The 24257-nt window shown below is 48.6% G+C and carries 23 protein-coding genes; 10 read left to right on the forward strand and 13 right to left on the reverse strand.

The annotated features are described in order from the left end of the window. Positions 1–82: 82 nt before the first annotated feature. Positions 83–958 carry a YihY/virulence factor BrkB family protein gene (locus tag GQF01_RS10750; RefSeq protein WP_161406778.1) on the reverse strand — a complete coding sequence of 292 codons (876 nt, stop codon included), beginning with the start codon at positions 956–958 and terminating at the stop codon, positions 83–85. A gap of 78 nt (positions 959–1036) precedes the next feature. Here GQF01_RS10750 and GQF01_RS10755 point away from each other — a divergent pair, with 78 nt between their 5' ends. Further along, complete coding sequence (locus GQF01_RS10755; protein ID WP_161406779.1) at positions 1037–3349, forward strand: UvrD-helicase domain-containing protein; 2313 nt, start codon at positions 1037–1039, stop codon at positions 3347–3349. A gap of 64 nt (positions 3350–3413) precedes the next feature. Further along, the gene (locus GQF01_RS10760; RefSeq protein ID WP_161406780.1) at positions 3414–4316 is read left to right on the forward strand and encodes a manganese catalase family protein; all 903 of its coding nucleotides are present in this window, start codon (positions 3414–3416) and stop codon (positions 4314–4316) included. Between the two features lie 45 nt (positions 4317–4361). Here the strand turns inward: GQF01_RS10760 and tpx are convergent, their stop codons facing one another. From tpx to trxB, 3 genes are all read right to left on the reverse strand, one after another. After that, the gene (tpx, locus tag GQF01_RS10765) at positions 4362–4898 is read right to left on the reverse strand and encodes a thiol peroxidase (RefSeq protein WP_161406781.1); all 537 of its coding nucleotides are present in this window, start codon (positions 4896–4898) and stop codon (positions 4362–4364) included. A gap of 65 nt (positions 4899–4963) precedes the next feature. After that, a complete protein-coding gene (gene trxA, locus GQF01_RS10770) occupies positions 4964–5275 on the reverse strand; it encodes a thioredoxin (RefSeq protein ID WP_161406782.1) in 312 nt (103 codons plus the stop codon). A gap of 31 nt (positions 5276–5306) precedes the next feature. Next, positions 5307–6251 (reverse strand): thioredoxin-disulfide reductase, encoded by a 945-nt coding sequence (gene trxB, locus GQF01_RS10775; protein WP_161406783.1) that lies wholly within the window; start codon positions 6249–6251, stop codon positions 5307–5309. 366 nt (positions 6252–6617) lie between these two features. On the opposite strand from trxB, the gene GQF01_RS10780 reads away from it, so the two are divergent. Further along, complete coding sequence (locus GQF01_RS10780; RefSeq protein WP_161406784.1) at positions 6618–7550, forward strand: peptidyl-prolyl cis-trans isomerase; 933 nt, start codon at positions 6618–6620, stop codon at positions 7548–7550. 197 nt (positions 7551–7747) lie between these two features. On the opposite strand, the gene pdaA is transcribed toward GQF01_RS10780, so the two are convergent. The 4 genes from pdaA to GQF01_RS10800 all read right to left on the reverse strand — a co-directional run bounded on the left by pdaA (position 7748) and on the right by GQF01_RS10800 (position 11745). Next, entirely contained in the window at positions 7748–8518 is a 771-nt protein-coding gene (gene pdaA / locus GQF01_RS10785; protein WP_161406785.1) for a delta-lactam-biosynthetic de-N-acetylase, read from the reverse strand. A gap of 137 nt (positions 8519–8655) precedes the next feature. After that, positions 8656–9774 carry an HD-GYP domain-containing protein gene (locus GQF01_RS10790; protein WP_161406786.1) on the reverse strand — a complete coding sequence of 373 codons (1119 nt, stop codon included), beginning with the start codon at positions 9772–9774 and terminating at the stop codon, positions 8656–8658. After that, positions 9771–10199 carry a response regulator gene (locus GQF01_RS10795; protein ID WP_161406787.1) on the reverse strand — a complete coding sequence of 143 codons (429 nt, stop codon included), beginning with the start codon at positions 10197–10199 and terminating at the stop codon, positions 9771–9773. The genes GQF01_RS10790 and GQF01_RS10795 overlap by 4 nt, the downstream gene beginning before the upstream one ends. Then, positions 10192–11745 (reverse strand): sensor histidine kinase, encoded by a 1554-nt coding sequence (locus tag GQF01_RS10800; protein WP_161406788.1) that lies wholly within the window; start codon positions 11743–11745, stop codon positions 10192–10194. The genes GQF01_RS10795 and GQF01_RS10800 overlap by 8 nt, the downstream gene beginning before the upstream one ends. 158 nt (positions 11746–11903) lie before the next feature. Between GQF01_RS10800 and GQF01_RS10805 the strand changes: the two genes are divergently transcribed. Beyond that, entirely contained in the window at positions 11904–12545 is a 642-nt protein-coding gene (locus tag GQF01_RS10805) for a response regulator (protein WP_161406789.1), read from the forward strand. 54 nt (positions 12546–12599) lie between these two features. Here the strand turns inward: GQF01_RS10805 and lepB are convergent, their stop codons facing one another. From lepB to GQF01_RS10825, 4 genes are all read right to left on the reverse strand, one after another. Continuing rightward, complete coding sequence (lepB, locus tag GQF01_RS10810; protein WP_161406790.1) at positions 12600–13160, reverse strand: signal peptidase I; 561 nt, start codon at positions 13158–13160, stop codon at positions 12600–12602. Between the two features lie 35 nt (positions 13161–13195). Beyond that, positions 13196–13816, reverse strand: coding sequence for a hypothetical protein (locus GQF01_RS10815; RefSeq protein ID WP_161406791.1), 621 nt, complete (start codon positions 13814–13816; stop codon positions 13196–13198). Positions 13817–13887: 71 nt separating this feature from the next. Beyond that, on the reverse strand, positions 13888–14661 hold the full coding sequence (locus GQF01_RS10820) for a hypothetical protein (protein WP_161406792.1): 774 nt from the start codon (positions 14659–14661) through the stop codon (positions 13888–13890). A 58-nt stretch (positions 14662–14719) separates the two neighbouring features. Next, positions 14720–15181: a hypothetical protein gene (locus tag GQF01_RS10825; protein WP_161406793.1), complete on the reverse strand. Its 462-nt coding sequence runs from the start codon at positions 15179–15181 to the stop codon at positions 14720–14722. A 229-nt stretch (positions 15182–15410) separates the two neighbouring features. Here GQF01_RS10825 and GQF01_RS10830 point away from each other — a divergent pair, with 229 nt between their 5' ends. The 6 genes from GQF01_RS10830 to GQF01_RS10855 all read left to right on the forward strand — a co-directional run bounded on the left by GQF01_RS10830 (position 15411) and on the right by GQF01_RS10855 (position 20559). Beyond that, the gene (locus GQF01_RS10830; RefSeq protein ID WP_161406794.1) at positions 15411–15818 is read left to right on the forward strand and encodes a DUF1761 domain-containing protein; all 408 of its coding nucleotides are present in this window, start codon (positions 15411–15413) and stop codon (positions 15816–15818) included. A gap of 223 nt (positions 15819–16041) precedes the next feature. Beyond that, the gene (locus tag GQF01_RS10835; protein WP_161406795.1) at positions 16042–16320 is read left to right on the forward strand and encodes a hypothetical protein; all 279 of its coding nucleotides are present in this window, start codon (positions 16042–16044) and stop codon (positions 16318–16320) included. A 345-nt stretch (positions 16321–16665) separates the two neighbouring features. After that, entirely contained in the window at positions 16666–17463 is a 798-nt protein-coding gene (locus tag GQF01_RS10840; RefSeq protein WP_161406796.1) for an AraC family transcriptional regulator, read from the forward strand. 108 nt (positions 17464–17571) lie between these two features. Beyond that, positions 17572–18549 carry an ABC transporter substrate-binding protein gene (locus tag GQF01_RS10845; RefSeq protein WP_161406797.1) on the forward strand — a complete coding sequence of 326 codons (978 nt, stop codon included), beginning with the start codon at positions 17572–17574 and terminating at the stop codon, positions 18547–18549. A 4-nt stretch (positions 18550–18553) separates the two neighbouring features. Beyond that, positions 18554–19567 (forward strand): FecCD family ABC transporter permease, encoded by a 1014-nt coding sequence (locus GQF01_RS10850; protein ID WP_161406798.1) that lies wholly within the window; start codon positions 18554–18556, stop codon positions 19565–19567. A gap of 50 nt (positions 19568–19617) precedes the next feature. Then, entirely contained in the window at positions 19618–20559 is a 942-nt protein-coding gene (locus GQF01_RS10855) for a FecCD family ABC transporter permease (protein WP_161406858.1), read from the forward strand. Positions 20560–20610: 51 nt separating this feature from the next. Here the strand turns inward: GQF01_RS10855 and GQF01_RS10860 are convergent, their stop codons facing one another. After that, on the reverse strand, positions 20611–24180 hold the full coding sequence (locus GQF01_RS10860; RefSeq protein WP_161406799.1) for an Npt1/Npt2 family nucleotide transporter: 3570 nt from the start codon (positions 24178–24180) through the stop codon (positions 20611–20613). Between the last annotated feature and the right edge of the window lie 77 nt (positions 24181–24257).

Consider the following 24257-nt stretch of genomic DNA (forward strand, 5'->3'; position numbering starts at 1 on the left):
CCTGCTTATCCTTCAGCTCATCTCCACCCCGCTTATCCCCCTTATCCCCCTTATCCTGCTTATCCTGCTTATCCTGCTTATCCTACTCATCCTTCCCCTTATCTCCACCCTGCTTATCCTGCTTATCCAGTGAAACCGTGTGAATATGCTCCTGCATCTTCACATGCTTCAGGGCATTAATCTCTCCCCCGATAATAATAAGCAGAGCGGAAATATAGAACCATGTCATGAGGACAATGATCCCCCCGACACTGCCGTAAGTGGCGCTATAATTCGTAAAATTATTCACATAGAAAGAGAAACCCAGCCCAGTCCCCTGCCAGCCCAGGGAGGCGAACAAGGCGCCGGGGAGCACACTTTTACACGTCAGACAGGTGTTCGGAGCTATGTAATAAATGCCTGTGAAAACGATGAACAAGATGATGAAGTTCACGACCCAACGGAGATTATTCCAAATGTCCACCTTCGTTGTCGCCAGATGAACATGCGCTTGAACCCAGTCGCCGATCCAATGACCGAATACACTCAGAAGCAGCGCAGAAGCAATTACAATAAGCATGCCCAGCGTCAGCATGACGGCCAGAAAACGCGAGTGAATGAAGCTTTTGCGCTCCGGCAAGCCGTAGGCTTTGTTCACGGCTATCACGATGGCGTTCATCGCCGCACTAGCGCTCACTAAGGCGAGGATGATCCCGAAGGACAACGTCCCTCCTCTTTTTACATCGAGCAGATTGCTTAAGGTATCTTCCAGCCAGCTGGAGACAGCACCCGGTATGTAGTCCCTGATCAGCGTCACGACATCATCAGATGAGAATGGCAGGTACCCGAGCAAACTCAGAATAAAGAGCAGAAACGGGAACAGCGACAGCAGGAAATAGTAGGCACACTGCGCAGCCAGCCCCGTTGCATCGTGCTTTTGGAATTGGTGCCAGAGCAATTTTAAGTTAGATATAACCATCGGCGGAGTTATCCTTTCATTGCTCAAGAATTGTGATAAAATAGGTAGTTCAGTCCTGCAAGGAACAGGTGATTACCAATGAACTCTCTTTCTATTTACCCTACTCCAATAAGCTCTAAACTGGCCACTGAGCAAAAGGTTCCGCATGCGCAGATGGCACGGTTAACGAATAGTTCAGATTTTGTGCCCGACGAGGATCGGGATGCTTATTTTTTTCGCGATTTAGAACGCCATCGCATTTTGCTGAATCAAGCGCAGGTACAGGCTGTGCGCCATTTCAAAGGCCCTCTTCTCACGTTAGCGGGAGCAGGTTCTGGGAAAACAACGGTGCTGGTATGCCGAGTCGCTTATTTGCTGCGCGTCCACCGGGTGCACCCGTCGAATGTGCTGCTGATTACTTTTTCGAAAAAAGCCGCCGAAGAAATGCGGGAGCGCCTCGCCACCCTCCCAGGTCTTGATACGAGTATAACCAACTCGATGCAAGTGAGGACGTTCCATGCCTTCTGTCTCCGCTTGCTGCGGATGAACGGTTTCAATCAGGAGATTCTGAGCGACGGCCGATTCCAACAGATTGTTTTCAAACGTATCATGCTGAGCATGGGACTCCAGGATACCTACCAGCCTGAGGTTCTCATCTCCATCCTTTCCTCCTACAAAATGCAGCTCATCGAAGTCAGCGACCTTTCCGAAGATACGGAAGAAGATCAGGAGATGAAGCGTATTTTCCTGCAATATGAGCAGTGGAAAATGGAGCAGATGAAGATCGATTTTGACGATATTTTAATTCTCGCGTACCAGTTGCTGAAAGATAATGGTGATATCCTGCGCTCGCTGGAGCGAAAGTTTTCTTACATCAGCGTCGATGAATTTCAGGATACGAACACCGTACAGTATGAGATTATTAAAATGATAGCTCAAAATCATCAGAATCTGATGGTTGTCGGTGATGATGACCAGACGATTTATTCGTTTAATGGCGCTCGGAATGAATTTATTTTACAATTTCACGAACAGTATCCTACAGCGACAACAGTCACGCTTGATATTAACTATCGATCCACCTCAAGCATCGTTGGGCTAGGCAATGCTATCATTAAGCATAACGTTAAGCGCAAAAACAAGACGCTGCTCGCCACCAAGCAAAGTGAAACGAAACCGCTCTATGTAAGGCCTGCCAGCAGCGACGAAGAGGCGGATTGGTTAATCAATGATATACGGGTCAAAGTCGCCGAAGGTGGCTGTGCGTATGGGGATTTCGCCATTCTGTACCGGACGCAAAGCAACAGCAGGGCTATTATTGAGCAGTTGATTCTGCATAACTTGCCTTTTGTCGACTATGGCAGCACCGATTCTTTCTATGAACAATGGATGGTAAAGCCGATTATCGATCATCTTCGGATTGCTCATGAGCGCCGCAATTTTGAAGCGATAGAGGGTGTCCTACCTTCATTATATATAGGGCGTGACCAAGGCATGCGAATTATTCAAGAGCAGGAAGCGATTCAGGCTAAAAAGTGGCCGCTCATCCACCTCTTGGGCTTGCCGCAGCTGAAGGATTTTCAGAAAGAGAAGCTCAAAAGCCGCATCCGTCTCATCAAAACGCTCGCCGAAATGAAGCCGTTGGCAGCCATCCAGGCGATCCGCAAAGATTTCTACGACGCCTTCTTGGAGACGAATAAGCGCAGCAAGCTTACGCATCACCGGGAAATGCTCAAGGAGACGCTGGACGAGCTCGAATCCTCTGCCAAGCGTTTTGATTCGGTGGAGCAGTTCCTTTATTTTATCCATGAAGTCGCAATAAAACGCACCGAAATGAGCGCACTGCAAAAAGGCCATGCTGCGAACCGCGTTTCGCTCATGACGATTCACAAATCGAAAGGCCTCGAGTTCAAGGTGGTCTACTTGCTCTGTGCGATTGAGGGCAACATGCCGCATAGCTCGGCACTGGAGGCGAACCAGCTGAACGATGTTCAGCTGGCTGGTGTCACCGCGCGCGACAAAACCGCCGCCGCGCTTGAAGAAGAACGGCGACTCGCCTACGTCGCCGTCACGCGCGCCAAGGCCGAGCTGCTGATCAGCTCGCCGGCGTATTATCGCGGGAAGAAGGCGGAGCCTTCCCGCTTCCTGCTGTCCGCGTTCCCTGGCGCGGACGTGACCGACAGCCGCAAGCCTGCGGCGGCGGCTCCGACTAAGACAGCCGCGCCGCGAACGGCAGCTGCTGCGAAGCCGACCGCGACGGAGCTCGTCGCGGCGTGGGTTTGCGGCCAGGCCGGCTGCAAAGCCTGGTCGCGCATTTCTTCGCCGCAGGAATCGCGGCGAACGGCGAAGGCGTGCCCCTTGTGCGGCGAGGCCATGGTCAAGGGCAGCAGGCTCGTCCCGCTCGCCCGCTAGTAGCATGATTTGCTCCAAGCTTGGGTAGAATACATCCGTATCTGACCAGTTGGAGGGGATCATTTTGATCAAAAGATTCAATCGCTTAGCCATTGAACTGCCGCAGCCGACAACCGCCGATCCGAACGCAGCCGCTGCTGTGCAGGAGCTGCTGGGCGGGAAATTCGGCGAAATGTCCACGCTGAACAATTACATGTTCCAGTCGTTTAATTTCAAGAATAAGACAAAGTTGAAACCTTTTTATGATCTTGTTTCTAGTATTACAGCTGAAGAATTCGGCCATGTCGAGCTCGTTACCCACGCGATTAATCTGTGCTTAGCAGGCGCAACGAAACCCGGCGATCCCGATTCAACGCCTTTGGGGGCTGCCAAGGATGTGCGCAATACGCAGCATTTCATCTTTGCCGGTCAAAATGCGCTCCCCGTGGACTCCATGGGCAAAGCTTGGACCGGCGAGAATGTGTTCAACAGCGGCAATCTCATCCTAGATTTGCTGCATAACTTCTTCTTGGAGTGCGGAGCCCGCACGCACAAGATGCGCGTCTACGAAATGACCAGTCACCCCGTTGCTCGCGCTATGATCGGCTACTTGCTGGTTCGAGGAGGCGTGCATGTGGTTGCTTACGCCAAAGCGCTTGAAGTGGCTACTGGCGCTGACGTGACCAAGCTTATCCCCATTCCGAGTCTGGATAACCGAGCCTTCAATGAGACTCGCAAATATGAGGAAAAAGGGGTTCACCGGGTCTTGTATCGCTTCAGCGATGAGGACTATCGGGACCTGGAGCAGATCTGGAAAGGCGTTCATCCCGAGGATGGCGGCGAGCTGATCGTCAAGGAAGGCATCCCGGAAGGAGGTCCGATTCCAGAGTACGCCGATACACCGGAAGAGTTCGCCCCTGGCATATTCCCTGAAGATTTCATGAAAATTGCCGCTAGGCTCCAGCAGTCTGCCGGCATTCACGTATAAACGAAAAAGGACGAAGCAGAATGAATCTGCTTCGTCCTTTTTTGTTTATACAAGCTCTCTCAACGCTTCAAGTGCCGCGTCATAATTCGGATGCTCTTTCATTTCGCTCAAATATTCAACATAACGAACGGTATTGTCAGCATCTACAAGGAAAATAGCCCGTTGATCAAGCTGAATTTCTTTAATCAATACGCCATACGCTTGACCAAAGTTATGATGTTTGTAATCAGAAAGTGTAATGACTTTATCAATACCGGCAGCCCCACAGAAACGGCTTTGTGCAAAAGGAAGATCCACCGAAATCGTAAGGATAACAACATTATCCCCAAGTTTGTCTGCTTCCACATTAAACCGACGCGTTTGCGCATCGCAAGTTGCTGTGTCAACGGAAGGAACAACGGAAGGAACAACGGAAATCAGCTTAATTTTGCCTGCATAATCCGCTAGACTCACTTCTGTCATAAGATCTTTATTCACCTTGAAATCGGGTGCTTGATCGCCAACTTTAATTTCTGGGCCAAGCAGGGTTACGGGATTTCCTCCAACTGTTGCTACTCCTGTGCGCTCTTGTACTTGTGTCATTGTAGTGCCTCCTGATTAATTTAGTAGTTTGGTCGTTTATATGTTCTGGTGCTGGAAAAAGGTGATTAAGCTTGCTCGATGACTGCTTTAAGTTTCTCTTTGGGTTGCACGCCTACTAGCTGATCCACTACTTGCCCGTCTTTGAAAACCAGCAAAGTTGGAATGCTCATAACGTTATATTTAGCAGCGGACTCCGGATTGTCGTCCACGTTGATTTTTACAATTTTGGCTTTGTCGCCAACCTCGGCAGAAAGTTCATCCAGGATCGGAGCGATCATTTTACAAGGGCCGCACCATGGTGCCCAGAAATCGACGAGAACTGTTCCACTACTTGTTTCGCTTTGAAAGGTGCTATCTGAAATTTGGTTAACTGACATGATAAATTCCTCCTAGAATTTGAATTTGAGTTTATTGGCTGGTTACAAGCGCAGCATGTTCTGAAATATAACGTTCAGCATCCAGCGCAGCCATAGCGCCGCTTCCTGCCGATGTGATCGCTTGTCTGTAAATGTGATCTTGCACGTCACCACAGGCGAATACGCCTGGTACTCCTGTTTTGGACGTTCCCGGAATGACTTGCAGGTAACCGAGCTCATCGGTTGGCAATTGTCCACCTAAGAAGCCTGTATTTGGCGTATGCCCAATTGCTAGGAAAATGCCATCTGCCTCAAGAAACTCTTCCTCGCCAGTCTCATTATTTCGTACTTTGAGCCCTTTTACACCCAGCGGTCCAGCTTCAACTTCCAGCGGTGTACGGTTCAGGCTCCAGGCCACTTTGTCATTGCCGCGAGCGTGATCTTGCATGATTTTCGATGCTTTCAGATCATCACGACGATGCACGACGCGTACTTCAGAAGCGAATCTAGTCAAAAATTGTGCCTCTTCCATCGCGGTATCCCCGCCGCCAATCACGATAATTTTCTTATTCCTGAAGAAAAATCCATCACAAGTTGCGCAAGTGCTGACGCCTTTTCCGATATTCTCGGATTCCCCAGGGATACCTAGCTTTTTAGCTGAAGCGCCTGTGGAAATAACGATGGAGTCCGCGGTCAACTGACCTCCGCCTTCCAGAAATAACGTGAATGGCCGTTTCGACATATCCACTTCTGTTACGCGTCCTGACTGAATTTTGGCGCCGAAGCGCAGCGCCTGCTTCCTCATGTTGTCCATGAGTTCAGGACCCATAATCCCGTCGGGGAATCCTGGAAAGTTATCCACTTCTGTTGTCGTGGTTAATTGGCCGCCAGGCTGAATGCCTTCAATGACAAGCGGCTCGATGCTCGCTCTAGCTAAATATATGGCAGCTGTTAATCCCGCTGGGCCTGTTCCGATGATGATCGCTTTGTGGTGCATACAAATGCCTCCTTATTGATCGTTGTTTGTTAATTTTAGTTGTTAAGTTGTTAAGTTGTTAAGTTGTTAAGTTGTTAAGTTTCTGTTGTTTATTCTTGATTTCTCACCACTGTTTTGTTAGCAAATTAATTTGATGCAAACCTTATGAATGAATCATACCAACTCCACTTAACTTTGTCAACAATTAAATTGCACACAAATTAAAATGAAGTGTTAGTATCTTGGACGATCCAATGTTAGCCCCTACTGCTTCCATAATCCGGCTAAGCCTTCATGAAACTTTCAGTTAGACTTCATCTAAGCTTCAGATTTCGTAGGCATAATAAGAGCATGTCATCCAGAGACACATATTCGAAGGGAGCAACTATGAATAATACACAGCTACGGTCAAATCCCACATGGAAATGGGTATCAGCTATCCTGCTGATCTGCCTTATCGCATATATTGCCTTCTACCCACCGACGAAGCAAACAGCGAAAGGTGGTGCAGGTGCGGTCGAGCCCGTCGCCAAAGTCAATGGTGTCAGCATCAACTCTGATCAGTTATATCAGGCCATGCTCACCAGCGGTGGTGCGCAGACGTTAGATTCCATGATCTCTGAAGAGCTCATTAATCAGGAGGGCCAAAAGGCAGGCGTAACCGTCACCGACGAAGATATTGAGAAAGAAATTGCCAATGTCAAAGGCTCCTATGGCTCTGACGCTGAATTCGAGCAAGCTCTTACCTCTTACGGTATGACCATAGACGATCTTAAGAAAAGTATGAAATCGCAAGTCCTTTTGAAAAAGATATTAACACCTCAAATCACGATTACAGACGATGAGATCAAGAAATATTACGATGAAAACCTCGAAACCTTGAAGGTTCCAGAGCAAGTTCAGGCCTCCCACATCTCCGTTGCGACGAAAGAAGAGGCAGATGCCATTGTGGCTGATTTGAAAAATGGCGCTGATTTTGCCGCGTTAGCTAAAAGCAAATCTTTGGACACGGCAACCAAAGATAATGCCGGTTCACTTGGTTACATCGCTAGCGGTAACATGGACGAGGCTTTCGACACCGCGGCTTTTGCTCTAAAAGCGGGAGAAACCAGCGGCGCTGTTAAGACGAGCACAGGTTACGACATCATTAAAGTAACGGATCGCAAAGCAGCCTCCACGCCTACCATGGAGGAGAAAAAAGAAGATATTAAGTCATCGATCACGACTCAGAAGTTGGCTTCCCTCTCGACGACATGGCTGGAGGATAAGAAATCCCAGTCGACGGTTGAGAACTATTTGAGCAAGGGTGCGGGAGCTTAAGATAAGAGAGTTTAAAATTTACGGTAAGGCAGCAGTAGGAAAAACTACCGCTAATTTAAGCGAATCGAGAGCTGCATCGCGGTTAGAAGCAGTTATTCTATCTAATCTTCCACCCATTCAACCGTGGAGCCAGTGGCGGCTGCCTCCACCAACAACACAAAAAAGGATGCCCCTACCCCAGGGCATCCTTTTTCCTATTACGGCGTACGAGTTCCCATCTCGTCCAAACTCTTAAACTGATAGCCCTGACTTCTGGCGTCGTCAATGATTTTGGCGAGAGCTTCCGTGTTATCCTTAGACACGGAATGCAGCAGAATCACCGCGCCAGGGTGCAGCTGCGCCATCACATTCCGATACGCATACTCCCAGCCCTTCTGCTGCTTGGGCTCCCAGTCGCGGTATGCAATGGACCAGAACACGTTCGTGTAGCCAAGCTGCTGGCTGACAGCTAACGACTGGCCGTTGAAGATGCCCCGCGGTGTCCGCAAATAACGCATCTCCTTCTGCCCCGTGACGGCGCTGACGCCATCTCTTACTTGGTCGAGCTCTTTCTTGATGCGCTCAGCTGAGATTTGACTCATGTCCGGATGACTCCAAGAATGGTTGCCAATCAGATGGCCCTCTTGCGCCATGCGCTTCAGGAGTTCCGGCTCTGTTTTGATATAGTGGCCTGTCACAAAAAAGATGGCTGGCACTTGCTTTTCTTTTAGCACATCCAAAATTCTGCCGGTATACCCCTGCTCATACCCATTATCGAACGTCAGGTACAATTCTTTGACCGCTAGATCGCCTGTAAAAATAGCCCCATGCTGCTTCAACAGATTCTTGAAGCCTTCTTCATCAATGGAAGGACGCTGTCCGTTGGTGCTCTTTTTGAAGCCGAAATGATAAGAACCGTCAGCGGATACGAGCAGGGTCTGTCCGAACAGCATCGCAATCACGACGGTAAGGATACGGATGTAATTCATGGTACAGGTTCACTCCTTGCCTTCTGTGGTTGAGTTAAGCCTTCATAGACTGTTACTAATATTCCACAGGAAAGGCTAGAGTAGGCGCACTTGGATCAGGGTAATATTGGATATTAGGCGCAGCTAAGCTACTGGCTTCAATCGATTACTTTTCCGAAAATCTCTACGATATCTGCGCGGAACGAATGCCCCGCCAGCTTCTGGATTTCTGCATAGGCCTCCCGCTGAGACATCTCCTGCCTGTAAGAGCGCGCCGTCGTTAGCGCCAAGAATACTTCCACTAATCCAAGCATCTGCGACAGCAGCGGGATCTGATCTCCTGCAAGCCGATAGGGGTAGCCAGTGCCGTCCACTTTTTCATGATGATACAGGAAAGCCTTCTCCACCTCCCCAAAATCCGGGATGCCCTCACATAATTCCTTGGCCATATAGCAGTGCTCCTGAACAACTTCGTATTCGAACTCAGACAGCTTGCCTTCCTTTTCGAACATATAATCCGGAAGCTTGACCCTACTGACAAAATGCAGAAGCGACAACAGATCAATCTCCCACTCCTGCACGCGCATTTCTCCATAAGCCTTCACCAGCGATTTGAGGAGCATGCTCATTTCTCCAATTTCTTTGCGCGACGTCTGGGTTTTTCGTTCTCCAACGGGAATAAAGCTCTGCAGAAGATTAATCACCTGCTGTTTCTGCTGCTGGAACGCCAAAGCTTCAACACGCTTTGTATACTGTTTACGTGAAATAAGAATGATACCGCCAAGAATCGTACTTCCTAATGTATAGGCACCTCTGGTTATTGCAGCAATCATTGGCGAAATGTCCCCAACAATAACAGATGCAGGTCCAAATATAGAAAGGAGCACGACATACATCATAATAATGAGGCAGCCGTATACATATATTTTGGAATCTACCAGCAAACTAAGCAGAATGGGACAAAAAGCAATCGACACCCACATATGCCACAAAGACAAAGGGTTGTACAGCGTAGTCACGATAACAACAACGAAGATGATGATCGGCGATATGAGCTTCGTATATGCGTTTTCTTTGGGCAGATTCCTCTGAATCACGAGAATTCCCCAAGCGAAAAGGGACACGGTAAGCGAGGTTACCATATAAAGATACGATTCTGAGTCTCTGCTAACGAGCCAATAGAATGTTCCACCAATCGTGCATACCGAAGCCATGCTGGCGATAATGAACATCATCAGTTGATCGATTGGCTGATTCTCGAGGCGCTGCAAGTTCATATGAGTGAACTCCTTTTTGAGGCGGGATAGGTTCCGTATTCTTTGCTTTGGAAATAAGATATTCCTTTCATGACCTCATCAATCGTGGACAAGATGACCTCAGGGCTCGTATCCTTCATTAAATAACCATCCACGCCTGCTTGGAAGGCACGATAAATATCTTCACTTTCATCAAATGCGGTTAAGATAATGATTTTAATCTGCGGATATAGCCTCTTAAGTGACTTCGCCCCTTCGATGATTGGTATGCCGGGCATCTTGAGATCAGTCAGCAGCAAATCCGGTACTAAAGATAGGGACTGCTCAATCGCTTCATTACCATTGGCAGCCACGCCTGTTACCGCATAAGCTCCACAACTATTAAGCAGCATTTGAAGACCTGCCCTTACAATGGAGCTGTCATCCGCAATAATGACCTTATACATACGCTGTACTCCTTTCACGTGGTATGCATGCGGTAACTGTTGTGCCCGCGGCCTCCTCAGATTGAAATGAGATTGTCCCATTCAAAGCTCGAATTCGGCTCTCCATACCCCCTAATCCAAGCCTTCCTTCTTGATGCATATCCACGGTCTTCATTCCGATTCCATCATCCTTAATCATAACCGTCCATTGTACACTCGTAACTTCAATCGTTACGTGAAGATGTTTGGCTTTCGCGTGTTTGATCACGTTGTTGGCTGCTTCCTCCACCAAGTGATAGATCGCGCCTTCGACATCCACCTGTTCCTGCGAAACCCAACCGATATGTTCAAATATCGGCTTCACCCCTGTGTTTTCTGTAATACGATGCAGGAGTTTATCAATGGCGTAATGGAGATTAATCGTTCTCTTTTCATCTTTAAGCTCTATAATGAATTGCCGGATATTGCGGTGGCTTTCTTTCACCTTTTTCTCGACCTCGGTTACGTAAGGGAGCATTTCTTCGCGTGCATGTGCAGGTAGTGCATTCTTCAATTGAAACAGCTGTATTGAGATGAAAAATAGCTCTTGCGTGATGCCGTCATGGATGTTCTGGGCAATCGTCCCCCGCTCTATCGCGACCGCTGCTTCTTCTGCTTCCCGCAGCTCCTCGCTACTAAAATGAATAGCTTCGAGCCTCATAAGAATGAATTGGATATATATTTTGTGCAAGATAGACAATTCATTTTTCTCAGCCTTCACTAATAGCCAACCATAGGACTCCCCGCTGCGATCGAGCAGTGTCTGGATGTACAGCGACTCTAGTTCACCTGTTGGTGATGGCAATTGGGCGTACATCCTCTGACCGTTCAGAAAGGCATTTTGCTTCATGTAGTTCGTGAAGTAAGTGCGCTTCCAACTATGTACTTTCTCGTTCTGTCTATCGCTTTCCATACAAAGAATGACTTCGCGCTCATCCAAAACTTTCTTCAGCAGCCCTTCTATATAAGGAATGCTCCCTTGGTTCCTCGGCTGCCGCGCCATAAAACGAGACGAATAGATCATCACCAGCTTGCGGTATTGTTTACGCACTACTTGTAGGATGTAGTTCGCAGAACTTATCAAACCGAAGTACCCTAACACAATAAAGCTATAGTCAAAATGGTTCAGGAGATACATATAAGCAGCACGCTCAGAAGTCGCTGCAAAGATGATCGGGAGGAAAAGAGCATAACAGAACGAGATTGCATAAAGCCTTCGCCATGTCACAAACCGTTTAACCATTAAGAGCCCGGTAAAACAGTAGATTAGGAACGGTGAGGACAAGCCCCCTGTTAACCAAAGCAAATAAACCCCGAAACCAATATCAACGAAAGATGCGGCTATAGCCGCTTTTTGACCCATTTTAAACAGATGTAACAGGCTGTAAGCCGTATGAAAAAGAACCGCAGCTAACAACAAACCTGGCGTTACGTTGCCCGATTTGGTATAGATCAAGAGACCCACCAACAGCAGCACCCATCTGCCCCCAAAAAATACATATAAACTAGATTTATTAGATAAAACCATCCTAAAATACCCCTAAACTTTATGAATTCTTAATGGTCTTTCGACTATTTTTGTTATACAATGAATCAGTCGCCTACAATAATAGGTAATAAGCACTAGGATTTAATACCTAGTTTCAGTATATCATAGATCGCAACACTTTGGAGGGAACCCGATCGATGAATATGATTATCCTTGATGACCACCCGCTTGTTCGCAAAGGCATTTGTACCATTGTTTCATCTGGTCAATCCATGAATATTGTTGGGGAAGCAGCCAATACGCAGGAGGCTCTACGGCTTCTGGATCAGACAAACCCCGATCTTGTGCTCGTAGATTTGAATTTGGGAAATGAGAACGGAATCGATTTTATTCAAGAGGCGCGCAGGGCAGGACATGCTTGTAAATATATAATCTTAACTTCATCTATCACTCAAAGTGAGCTTCATCTCGCACAGTCCCTGCAGATTGATGGCGTCTGTTTAAAGGAAGCGTTTCCAGAAGATTTGTTGTACGGGATTGAGGTTGTAGCTCGTGGTCGTAAGTACTACGATCCGGTGTTGATGGGGTCCATCATGGACCATAAGTCGGGCAGAGAAAAGCAGGAGTTGTCTGAGCTGACTCCCAAAGAGCTAGAAGTCTTGATGTCGCTAGGGAAAGGCCGCTCAAACAAAGAAATTGCAAACGCCCTCTACATCACAGAGTTCACCGTCAAAAAGCACGTGAGTCAGGTTCTAGCCAAGTTAGAACTAGCCGATCGGACGCAAGCCGCCTTATATGCCTTGTCCAAAGGATTGGTTCAATTCGAAATGCAGCGATAATCGCCTGCACATAAGAAAGATCCGCTGGGATAACCCGCCGGATCTTTTTTGGCTTTACAGGTCAAGAGGCTCTGCAATTTGATGCATGGGCAGCAAGGAAAAGACAGCATAACCCTTCACATCTTTGATGTGTACAGGACCCAGAGAGGGATCACGGCTATCCTTACTTTCACCCAGGTTCCGATTGTCTCCGACCACGAATAGATGGCCGCTTGGAATCGTCTGTACGTCCATATTCTCCGACTTACCGGCTGTATACAGCTCAGGCAGCGGTTTTTCGTTGACGTAGATAACACCATCCCGAATGAATACGCGATCGCCTTGTACGGCAATGACACGTTTGATAATGCTGAATTCTAACCGTTCATCCTTGATAACAACCACATCGCCGTACTTCGGCGTTTTAAAAAATAGCGATACTTTATTCATTAGCAAAATATTGCCGCTTTCCAGCGTCGGATTCATAGAATTCCCGGAGACCCTCGTGAGCCCTATCATGTTATTTATCAATATAAAGGCTAACGAGAGTAGTAAAAAGAATCGCACCCAACCCCAGAATTCACTTTTGTGCTTCGTCGCTGCTGACTTCTTACGTTCCAAAACCCCAACTGTCATGATGCTTTCCCACCCTCGCTAGCTCTAACGCTAAATTATGATTGATTGTACGTGACATGACTTACACTCGCATCTGATTGCTGCCCATATACATCCTTAATAACCGTCGGCGGTGGCGCCGTAGGTGGTTGCGCAGGCGGCAACACAGGCGGTGGCGTCGGTACCAAAATGACAGGCGGACTCTGTGTGAACACCATAGCTGGCGGTACATAACTAGCCGCTAATGTGTCCATGGCACCCTTGGCGCTGTCGAGAATGGATTGCAGCTTATTCAAAATTTGTATGCGATCCTGCTCAGTTTTCACATCGGTGGCAGCAAGCAGACTTTGCGCATGCTGCTCAAGTGCCTGCAGATGAAGCTGTTTCTGTTTATCTGTGTAGGATTCAAGGCTTCTAGTGGATGCTTCAAGTCGAAGCTGCAATTCTTTCTTTAACAATTCCTTCTGCGCATCGGTCTCTGATTTCATGGATTGATCCAGGCCTTGGATCACTTGCTCGGTTTTCTTGTTGAACCAAGAAGCCATAGCACCGGCAATATCCATATCCGCATAAGAAATTCCGGCGGATGCCGTGAGAACGACAGTTAAAGAAACAATTCCGGCTGCGACCATCCGCTTGGATTTCACCTTATGTTTCTTTTCATTTCTGCTCATCATGTTCATTCCTCCCTTATCTCAAAGTAAGCGTAAGGCCCCGAAGCCGGGGCCAGTCCGCTTAAGGCATTTTATTATTTCAAACCGTTAAGTACGATGTTCTCAAGAGCTGTTTTGCCAGAAGCTTCAAGCGCGTCGCCTTTGTTCGTGATTGTTTTGATGTTAGCTGCTTCCAGATCATCAGCAAGCTTCTGAAGCTCTGCTAATTTAGCTGCAATTTTAGCAGTTAAGTTGTCTTTAATCTCTTGAGATGCTGCCGTTCTTTCTTGGCTCAACAAACTGTTCAGTTCCGTTTTTGTCGTTTCGATTTTCGTAGTCAACGTCGCTGCTGCTTGCGTTTGCGTAGCAGCAACATCGCTCTCTAGAGCTTTCAAGGATTTGCTACCTTGCTCGTTTACATCGTGGGTGATGTCTAATTTACCGACAAAACCAAGAGCATCGATAACGCCATTGTTAATGGTATTGGCATCATTTACAACTTTGTCGTACTCGCCAGGCATGCTAGCTACAATGCTTCCTTTTTTCGTGTCAATGGCATTGGAGTACGTTGTTACTTGACCGTTGATAGCACCTTGCGTTTGCGTTGTTTCGGTTGTACCCGCTGTTTTTACATCATTAACAGCACCTTTGTTGATCGCTTTGTAGTCTGCAACCAACTTATCGTTATTGGAAGCAACGAAACTCGCTACATCTCCAGCAACCAAAGCTTTCGTTACTTTCGTTGCACTGTTGTACCAGCTTTGAAGCTGACCGCCAGCATCTGTTGCTGCAAAAGCTGTCCCCATACCTGCTACTAATCCTGTCGCGATAACCCCAACTGCCAATTTACTTTTCAATGCTTTCATCATTCATCAATCTCCCTTGTTTTATCTTTTTATTTGTTGAATCATAATTCACAATGACGGACTACTTCACGGGTGATAACGTTAATTCCTTAAGCACCTCGACGGCCAATTGATCCACTTCAAGGTCAAACTTCTTGTTCGTAGCAAGAACATACTTGTCGAACTGAGTCGGCCCTACTGTTTTCGCCAATTCTTCCGCTGTGCTTTCGATCTGACTGACGTAATCTCGGTTAATCGCCTCTACACGATTCTTCGCATGTTGCGCCTCGACATCCTGAACCTGCATCAAGCTGTCAATTCTACTTGAGAGCACCTCATCCACCGAAGCTTTCATGGCCATCTTGCTTTCGTTCAAACCTCGAATTGCTTTGCTATACACTTCATTCTTGCCCAGCTGGAAATTTGCTTTGTACCAGCTTTGCAATGGGACACTCGCATCCGAGTAGGCATATGCCGTACCCATGATGAGGAAAGTCGAGAGGCTCAATGAACCGATCATCACTTTGCGTTTTAAACGGATCATCTCGCTGCCCTGCCTCCTTCTTGTTCTGCACTTGCTTACAAACTTATTGTAGCTCAGCATACAGTTTGCGCCTTCCCACACAAGAGTAGTTTATTACTGCTACCTTAGAGGGGGATGTATGGTATACTTTCGTACCAGATCAACTAGAAACGTCATTTACAAGAACACAGCACCACGATACAATTCATCTGTAAACGATATAACATACATCAGCTCTGGGGGTCTTATCTTGAATTTATTAGAAGTGAACTATCTCGCTGTGCTTGTCGCTACAGTGGTCACTATGGTGCTCGGTTTTCTGTGGTATTCACCCGTTCTATTCGGTCGTGCATGGGCCAAGCTGCGTCATGTAAAAATGGAAGAGATGTCCGGAGGAGGTCCGCTCACCTACATCCTTACCGCCTTAACAGCTCTTGGCGGCTCCTTTATTCTTGCTCTTCTGTTGACAATGGGCGATGCGACCACTTGGGTAACAGGGCTTGCGGTAGGTGCGTTGATTGGCCTGAGCATCTCTCTGAAAATCGGCATGAACTACCTGTTCGAAAATGCCAAGCTCCCGCTGTACTTCATTACTGTCGGCTATCACCTGGTTGCCTACCTCATTGGCGGCATCATCATAGGCGCTTGGCAGGGCTAGGAAACCATCACAAAGAGCCATCCCAAAAAGATCTTGCTTGCAAGATTTTGGGATCGCTCTTTTTTGCTTTCTTCGGTGATTCAATCACACCTAACCTGTGTAATAAGGTAAGTCCCCAAGCCAGATCGCGAACTCCTGCATATACTGGAGCAGGACCCTTTGGGGACACAACCTCCAGCTGACGGGGCAGCTGGACTATAACCTATGTACGGTGGTATCTATAATGAAAAAACAATTTATAGCTGCAAAATATGACCTGCTCCACGTTCTTGGGCTAGCTTCCGAGGAAGACATCTACAACGCCCAATATAATGGGCTGTCACTAGCCGATATCGCTGAGGCGAATAAGGTCGATGTTCAAAAAGTAATTGATCTTCAGCTCGCAGAGCTCATTGAACAGCTTGATGCGCGCCTGTCCAGCGGCAGTATCACGCCTGAGCAGTACTATGCTCAGCAAGCCGAGCTGCCCGAAATTATTATGAAAAGCGTCTACGCATTATAAGGTGGGTAAATACCCACGATCCGCGCTAGCTGTTTGGCAAGTAATTCCAAGCAGGTGCTAGTGAGAGGGGCTGTCTCGAAAGTAGAGTCTTCTACTTTTGAGATAGTCTTTTTTTGTATTCACCGGGTAACAAGCAGCCTAGTTAAAGTCCCACACCACGACCAACAGCAGCTCATCCGCCAGTCTCCCAAGTAGCCACTTTTCTGTAAAGGACTCAGGAGCCGTTATTCTGCCAAATTCCGACTGGAACCCTCATCGTTTTGCATATTTTCTCCACTTGTTGCAAACCACTTTCTGTGTCACTATCAAAGAAAAGCATGTCTAGGATTGGAAAGGATTCCGATTATGAATTTTCAACAGCTCATCCCCCTCGTCCCGCTTATCGAGCAGATCGAGACACATAGCTCCTCCCTTACACTTGGATGTCCAGCTGACAGGTACCAGCTTATTATTGTACGGCGCGGCCATATAACGCTGCATCAGAATAACCAGGAACCACTGGTTTGTTCGCAAGCCTATGCTTGCCATCCCGAGCATGGCCCCTACGCCATACAGGTTCCCAAAACCAAAACAGCCGAATACATCGTAATCACCTACCGGATGATACCTGAAGGTTACCCCTGGTCCCTTCATGGCCCTCTCACTACTTTAAGTGAAATCAAAATTCACTATATGTTGGACGAGCTGCTTCGAACTACGGAGGAGATCCACCCGCTGTCGGATGAGGAAATAGCTGCTCAAACAATTCGAAAGCGCATGATGCTTGAGCGCATTCTTTTCATTTATCTCTATGAATCCCATTTAACGCAGGACAAAAAGTCATCTAGCGAATCCATTGAGGAGATTCTTTCCTATATGAACGAACACTACATGCTGGAGCTTTCGCTTCCGATGCTGGCTAGACGTGCGGGTATGAGCGTTGGCTATTTTACGGTTCTATTCAAAAAACAAACCGGCATGACGATGATGAATTACTTGTACACCCTGCGCATTGAGAAAGCGAAACAGATGTTTCTTCACACCGATTTACTCGCCAAAGAAGTAGCAGGACGTGTCGGATTCATCGACTATTTCCATTTCAGCAAAGTGTTCAAAAAGAAGACCGGCACCTCCCCGTCGGAATTTGTCGCGAACCAAAATTAATCTAATAATCAGACATGCTGATTATTCAAATTAGACATGTCCTTACGCGGAAATTGAGCGTATTATTTCAAATGAGAATAATAATCATTGTCATGGGGGAGTCAACAAATGAAACACTATTTTACCCGTTTTAGCCTGATCGCACTGATCACCGTGTTTGCACTAAGCCTAGCAGCTTGTGGCAAATCGACGAATACCCAGCCCGCAGCTACAGCATCCACAGCACCAGCTGCAAGCCAGCAACCAGCCGCGCAAGCAAACGGTAAAATTACTGTGCAGGATGCTACAGGAACACTAGAACTACCTAAGAAACCAGAACGCATCGTTGCTATGGAATTCGGATTCACTGACATCCTTGTCACACTTGGCGTACAGCCAGTTGGGGTTGCGGATGATGACAGCCCGGATCTTTTGATGGACTCTGTCAAAGCCCAACTCAAAACCTACAAGTCCGTAGGTTCCCGTTACGAGCCAAACATCGAACTCATTGCCTCACTGAAACCAGATTTGATCATCGCTGACATCAACAAGCATAAGAATGCTATTGCCCAACTAAAAGGCATTGCGCCTGTTCTCGTATTGGATGATTTCCAAGCCGACTACAATCAAATGCTGAAAAACGTAGGCATCATCGCCAAAGCTGTCGGTAAAGAAGAGGAAGGCAAGAAACGTCTGGCAGAACACCAAGCTAAAGTTGATGCGGTGAAAAAGAAACTAACCGCTACAAATCTTCGTGTACTTCCAGCTGTTGTGAATCCCAAAGGATTCTTCGCACACTCCGATCACGCTTACAGCGGTTCTTTCCTAGCCATGCTTGGTTATACAGATCCAGTAAAAAATGCTGCTGCTTACCCGCAAATTACACTTGAGCAGCTGGTGGAAGCCAATCCGCAAGTTCTGTTCCTGATGCCAACTGAGAAAGAAACGATTGTTAAACAATGGGAAACAAATCCGCTTTGGCAGAAGATTGACGCTGTAGCGAATAAGAAAGTATATACGGTAGAGCGTCGTGACTGGTCTCTATCGCGCGGATTCCTTGGATCCGAGAAAATTCTTGATGATGTAATGAAGAATCTGGGGCAATAGTCCAATGAAGCCTATAACTGAGAAGCAGAGCCAGAAATGGCCTCTGCTCTTCCTATTTTCTGCCGCTGTTCTCGTGATGTTGATCGGCGTGATTTGCAATTTGAAATGGGGCCAAGCTTATATCTCTTGGCGTACTTTGTTCGAAGCTGTGACTTATCAGGGCAGCGATAAGGCCCATCTGTATATCCAAACGCTTCGTCTACCGCGCGCCATCATGGCGTGTATCGTTGGGATGCAGCTCGCTTTGGCCGGCATGTTGACCCAGATCACAACCAAAAACCCTCTGGCCTCCCCGCATATATTCGGGATTAATGCCGGTGCGGCGCTAGCCGTTGTGATCGGGCTTGTCGCTTTGCCACATTTCGGCAACTTCGGACTTATCGGCTTTGCCTTTGTTGGAGCTGCTCTAAGCGCTCTGCTGATCTGGTCGTTAGCAGGCGGAGGACGCCAGCAGTATGTGCGTCTAGCATTAGCCGGAATCACTATCCACTTCCTCATGTCCTCATTGACGGAAGGTTTCATTATTATGAATCAGCATGCCACGGACAGCATGATTTTCTGGCTGGTCGGCTCCCTGAATCTGGCGGGTTGGTCGGATGTGCAGATCATCTTGCCTTTCTTCATAGGCGGGATGGTGCTGTTCACCCTCATGCTGCCAGCGTTCAAGCTGCTGCTGCTTGATGACGACATTGCGGCAGGCCTAGGCCAGCGCGTAAATATCGTGCGTGGCGTCAGCATGGTACTTGTTCTCATTCTCGCCGGCTCTGCCGTAGCCCTATGCGGCCCGATCGGCTTCATTTGTCTGCTTGTTCCGCACATTGCTCGCGCTATGATTGGGCCAAACTTGCCTATTCTAGGGCCAATGACCGCCCTGCTCGGTGGAATCCTGCTCGTCTATGCCGACTTTCTCAGCCGGTTCATCGCTTTCCCCTTCGAATCACCGGTGGGCATCGTAACCGCAGTGATTGGAGCACCATATTTCATTTACTTGGCCCGCAAGCAAGGAGGTGCGAAGTGAGAAAATTCACGCACACTTCTGCCCTCTCTCTGATAGTCGCTCTGGTTATCATGGTTGTATTAACAGCCCTTTATGTTCATGTAGGCGCTGTGCGTATTCCGTTTGGCGAGGTATGGTCCGGGTTAACGGATGCACAAAGCCAGTCATACTTCATCGTGCATCAAGTCCGCTTGCCCCGCGTCCTCGTCGCGATACTAGCGGGATTCGGATTAGCCGTCGGCGGCGTCATTCTGCAAGGTCTAGTGCGAAATCCGCTGGCCAGCCCAGACGTCGTGGGGATTACGAAAGGGGCCGGCTTCATGGCAGCTGCGGTGATCTTTCTGTTCCCCAAATCGCCAAGCTACGTCTTGCCGATTGCCGCTTTCACCGGCGCCTTCCTGGCCTTCCTGCTCCTGCTGCTCCTCAGCCGCCGGTTAACACTTAGCCCCTCCACGTTAGCCTTGGTGGGCGTAGCGATTGGTACTGTGTTCCAAGCCGGCATACAGTACTTGATTGTCAGGCATCCCAGCGATATCAACATGGCGCTGCTCTGGCTCTCCGGCAGCTTATGGAGCCGCAGCTGGCACGATGTCTACACACTGCTGCCGTGGATCGCAGTGCTCCTGCCCATCGTGTGGGCGAATTCTGCCAAGCTGAATGTGTTTCTGCTTGGCGACGACATCACCGCCTCGCTGGGCCTTAACATCGCGAAGCAGCGCTTCCTGCTGCTGCTGCTTGCCGTTGCACTGGCCGGCATCTCGGTGTCGGCCGTGGGCGCGATCGGCTTCATCGGCCTGATCGCCCCGCACATCGCGCGCAGGCTCGTCGGCAGCCGGCACCAGTGGCTGATCCCGCTGGCGGCTGTCATCGGCGCAGATCTGATGCTGCTCGGCGACCTGCTTGGCCGCATCATTATCCTCCCGCGCGAGGTGCCTGTAGGGATCATGACGGCTGTCATCGGCGCGCCGTATTTTATTTACCTGCTGCGCAAGGAACGTCTGCGCAACAAATAAAGGGGCTCTCCCAGAAGGTCAGAGATGACCTTTCTGGGAAGCCCCTTTGCTTTAATTCATGCCCCGCAGCCGTTCGGCAATCACTCGCATCATGCTGCGCAAAACGTCGATGTTCTGAAAGCAGAAGGTCATCACTTGATCCCGATGGAGCTGCAGCAGTAAGGTTGGTTCCTTCGCCGTGCAGTCCGCCGAACGAGGTCCGCTGTCGATAATGGCCATCTCGCCGAAGAAATCGCCTTCCCGAAGAACGGCGTACTCATCGCTGCCTCGATGCACACGAATGCTGCCTTCGATAATGCCATACATGGTATCTCCGAAGTCGCCCGTATGACAAATCGCTTCTCCCGCTTCATAGGCCACCTCGTCTACCATTTGGGCTAACCAGATGAAGTCATCCTGCGCCAAATGCTGGAACAGTTCAATCTTCTGCAGCACCAAGATTCGCCGCAACAGAGCCTCATCCCGTGTCAACTCTTGAGCCGGCTTGGCCCCAACGGAATGTGCTTGCGCTGCCGCAGCAACCTCGTCCCGCATAAGCTTAACATCCGAGGATGAATCCGCCGCGGACACCCGCGCTAGTTCAGTCCTCAGTCTGCGAGAAAGCAGCTTCATCATTTCTACCGCAATGCTCGTCTGATCGAAAATCATATCATAGAAGGCAGTTGAATCCAGCCGCCACAGATGAACATCCTCTTCAGCGCGAATCGTCGCGGTACGCGGACCCTGGCTGAGTACCGCCATTTCGCCGAAACAATCGCCCTGCTTCAGATCACCTAGCCGCTGCTCGCCTCGATAAACGCCTGCCTTCCCCCGCTGCATGATCATCAGAGAATCACCTGAATCCCCTTCCTGGATCATAACGCTTCCTTGCGCAAAACTCAGCTTGTCTAAACGCTGGGCTATGTGCGAGAGATCTCGGCTTGTCATTCCTTTGAAAAGAGTCACATGCCGCAACAGCTGAACGCGGTCCATGAAATCATCCTCTTGTGCAGCAGAGTTATCCACAGAGGTTCTTGCGAGAAACTTTATGTTTTGCGTCAGCCAGGCATCCTGCCCGCTCGCAAGCCAGTCAAGATGTTCTTGGAAGGTGCCACTCCCCCCACTGCTACGCACCAGTCCGCGCGATGCCGCCATGAACTTAGCCATCTCCGTGCGCAACGCGCCCTGCAGGGTTTGATCCATAACCTCTTCCGCATTCGCCTGCTGGCGCGAGTCTCCTTCTGACCAATCGATGAATACAGCCTTCATCGTTTGCTCCTCATAGATGAAGGACAATAACTGGAAGACGCGCTTGCTAATCGCCTCTCGAATTTCCTTTATCATTTCTTCGATGCTGCCATAACCATCTTCGCCGATGACATGAGCACCGTGTTCAGCGAACTGTCCGTACAACTGCAATTCGAGAAAAATATAGGATTCTACTCTCTTGTTATCCACTTGAGGCAATCTACGATGCATACGCAGGAGCGATTCCAGCATGCGATCCCGCATCTCATACCCAGCTTCCTCATAGGAATTAAACAAGAGATCGAAGGCGGACTGTGTCCCGATTTGTTCAAGTACGGCAGGCATATATAGCCCCACATCCTGCCGCTCCAAATACGGCGCCAACTGCGGCAGCACATCCTCCTCATCATAGGCCGCTAGGGCCTGAGTGGCGTACCGCCGGGTTTGGCTATCTTTTAACATGGTAATGATCGGTACAATTAATGGCGGTACATGAAGCATCGCGGCCGATTCCAACGCGCGGATTCTGACCTGAGAACTACGATCTTGCAAAAGCGAAATAAGCGGCTTATAGAAGTTTTTCACGCGAATTTGCCCGAATAAAGCAGCCATAGCAATACGTTCTTCCTCTTTCCCGCTTTCCATCATGGCTTTCAGCTTGCCTACCGCTCGGAACATGCCCTCGATGCTGTAATATTTCACTAGACCGGCAATAGCTGCAGCCTGTACTTCCACTTCGGGGACTTCCAGCTGCGCCGTAACTTCATCCAGATAAGCTTCATTGGCATAAGCAGCAAGTGCTAGCAAAGCTTTCGCTTTTACCTGATCCGGAGACTCCGCCGTTAACGCCAGCTCATGCAAGGTGGGCTGCAGGCCTTCGGGCATCATTTGCTCCACATAAGATAGGACTTCTATCTGCATCTCAGGCATCGGGTGATGGAGCAAGCCAGCCAGATGAGGCGTTAAGTCGAAGCCCTCCATTTTACGCAAAAGACCAAAAGCATATAAAGCTTGCTGCTTGTCCGGGCTGGACAGCGCATCGATTAGCATCTTCCGGCTCACCGCATCCATCAGATTCAGCTCGACCTTTTGCAGATCGTCTCCTCCTGTTTTCAGATTAGCGAGAAGGGTGTGCAGATACGCTTTTTTCACCTTAATCCCAGCTAGAATGCCTACAACAAGAAGCGCCAGTACAATGTAACTGAGCTGTTCAGGAGCTAGTAGACGCGAAACGATCAGTAAGCAGATGGCTGCTAACCCTTTGGCCCCATTGCGGACGATCCCGTCCAGGAAGCTTTTGGCCTTGCCTCGCCATTCCGGTGGAACAGGGAACATCACCAATTGGCTAACCGAAGAATAGAGCGTGTCCCCGACAACCTTATCGCTTCCCTTCACGACGACGGCCATTGCGAGAACCGGAAGCGCTAGAATCCCCAAGCTGCCTGCTAATAGCGTAATAGGAAAAATGAGCAGTGCCGTCATAACACCAAAACGCGTCAAAATGCGTCCTGAAACAAATAACTGAAAACCTAGTGCAATCAAACCAGAGAACCCATAGAAGCTCCCCATGAATCCCGCAAGAGCCTCATTCTGCAACGTGCCTCTTAAAATAACTTTGAATTGATAGTCGATTAAAGTCAGGGATAAGACCAGTGCTGCCGATAGGATCGCGACATATTTCAGATGCGGCACACTGGCAAAAAGCCCCGACTTCCGCTGCACGTTTTGCTTCGGTGAAATGGTTCTAGGCTGTGCGGGCTTGCTTTCGACCGTATCTTTTGCCGTCTTAATAATTAAAAATACAGCAGCCAACCCCAGCAGTTGCAAGCCTGCATAGAAGTAAATCAGATTCGCCGTGCCGACGAGCGGAACGAGCGCTTTTAACCCGAAACCGCTGAGAATGCCGCCCGTAATTCCTCCGCTCCCCACGATTCCGATCATCTGCTTCGCTTTCCGCTGGTCCATCACAGATGTGGCGAACTGCCAGAAACAAACAATCATTAGGAAATTGAACACATCATATCCGATGTATATGACCGGGAACACCCAGCGCAGCTCCAGGCCGACGCCAAATCTAGACACCAGAACGAGCAAGGAAATCAGCGGAATCAAGCACTTCATGAGGCTTTCCAACCGCACCTTGGGTGAGTATCGTTGAAAAAGGATGCCGGCCGTAATCATGACAATGGCTTGTGGCAAGTACATGATAGATAAGTAGGAGTTATCGAATCGACTTAAAAATAACGTATCTGCCGCCGTTCTTCCAATCGTGGAAGCGGATACGACACAGAAAAGATAGCCGAATAGAAGGAAAACTTTTCTATACTCTTTGGTATCCCCTGCAAACTTATGTATGAAAGATTGGTACAATTTATTTGATAGCTTACTAGTCATGATACACCTCATGTATGGGGACGTTTTTCAAATTCACATACATGAAGTGTACCAGAAGTCCTAGGATAAAATAACTA

Origin of the sequence: Paenibacillus silvestris, assembly GCF_009882985.1 — a bacterium.
In the GTDB taxonomy this organism is placed as follows: Bacteria; Bacillota; Bacilli; order Paenibacillales; family NBRC-103111; genus Paenibacillus_E; species Paenibacillus_E silvestris.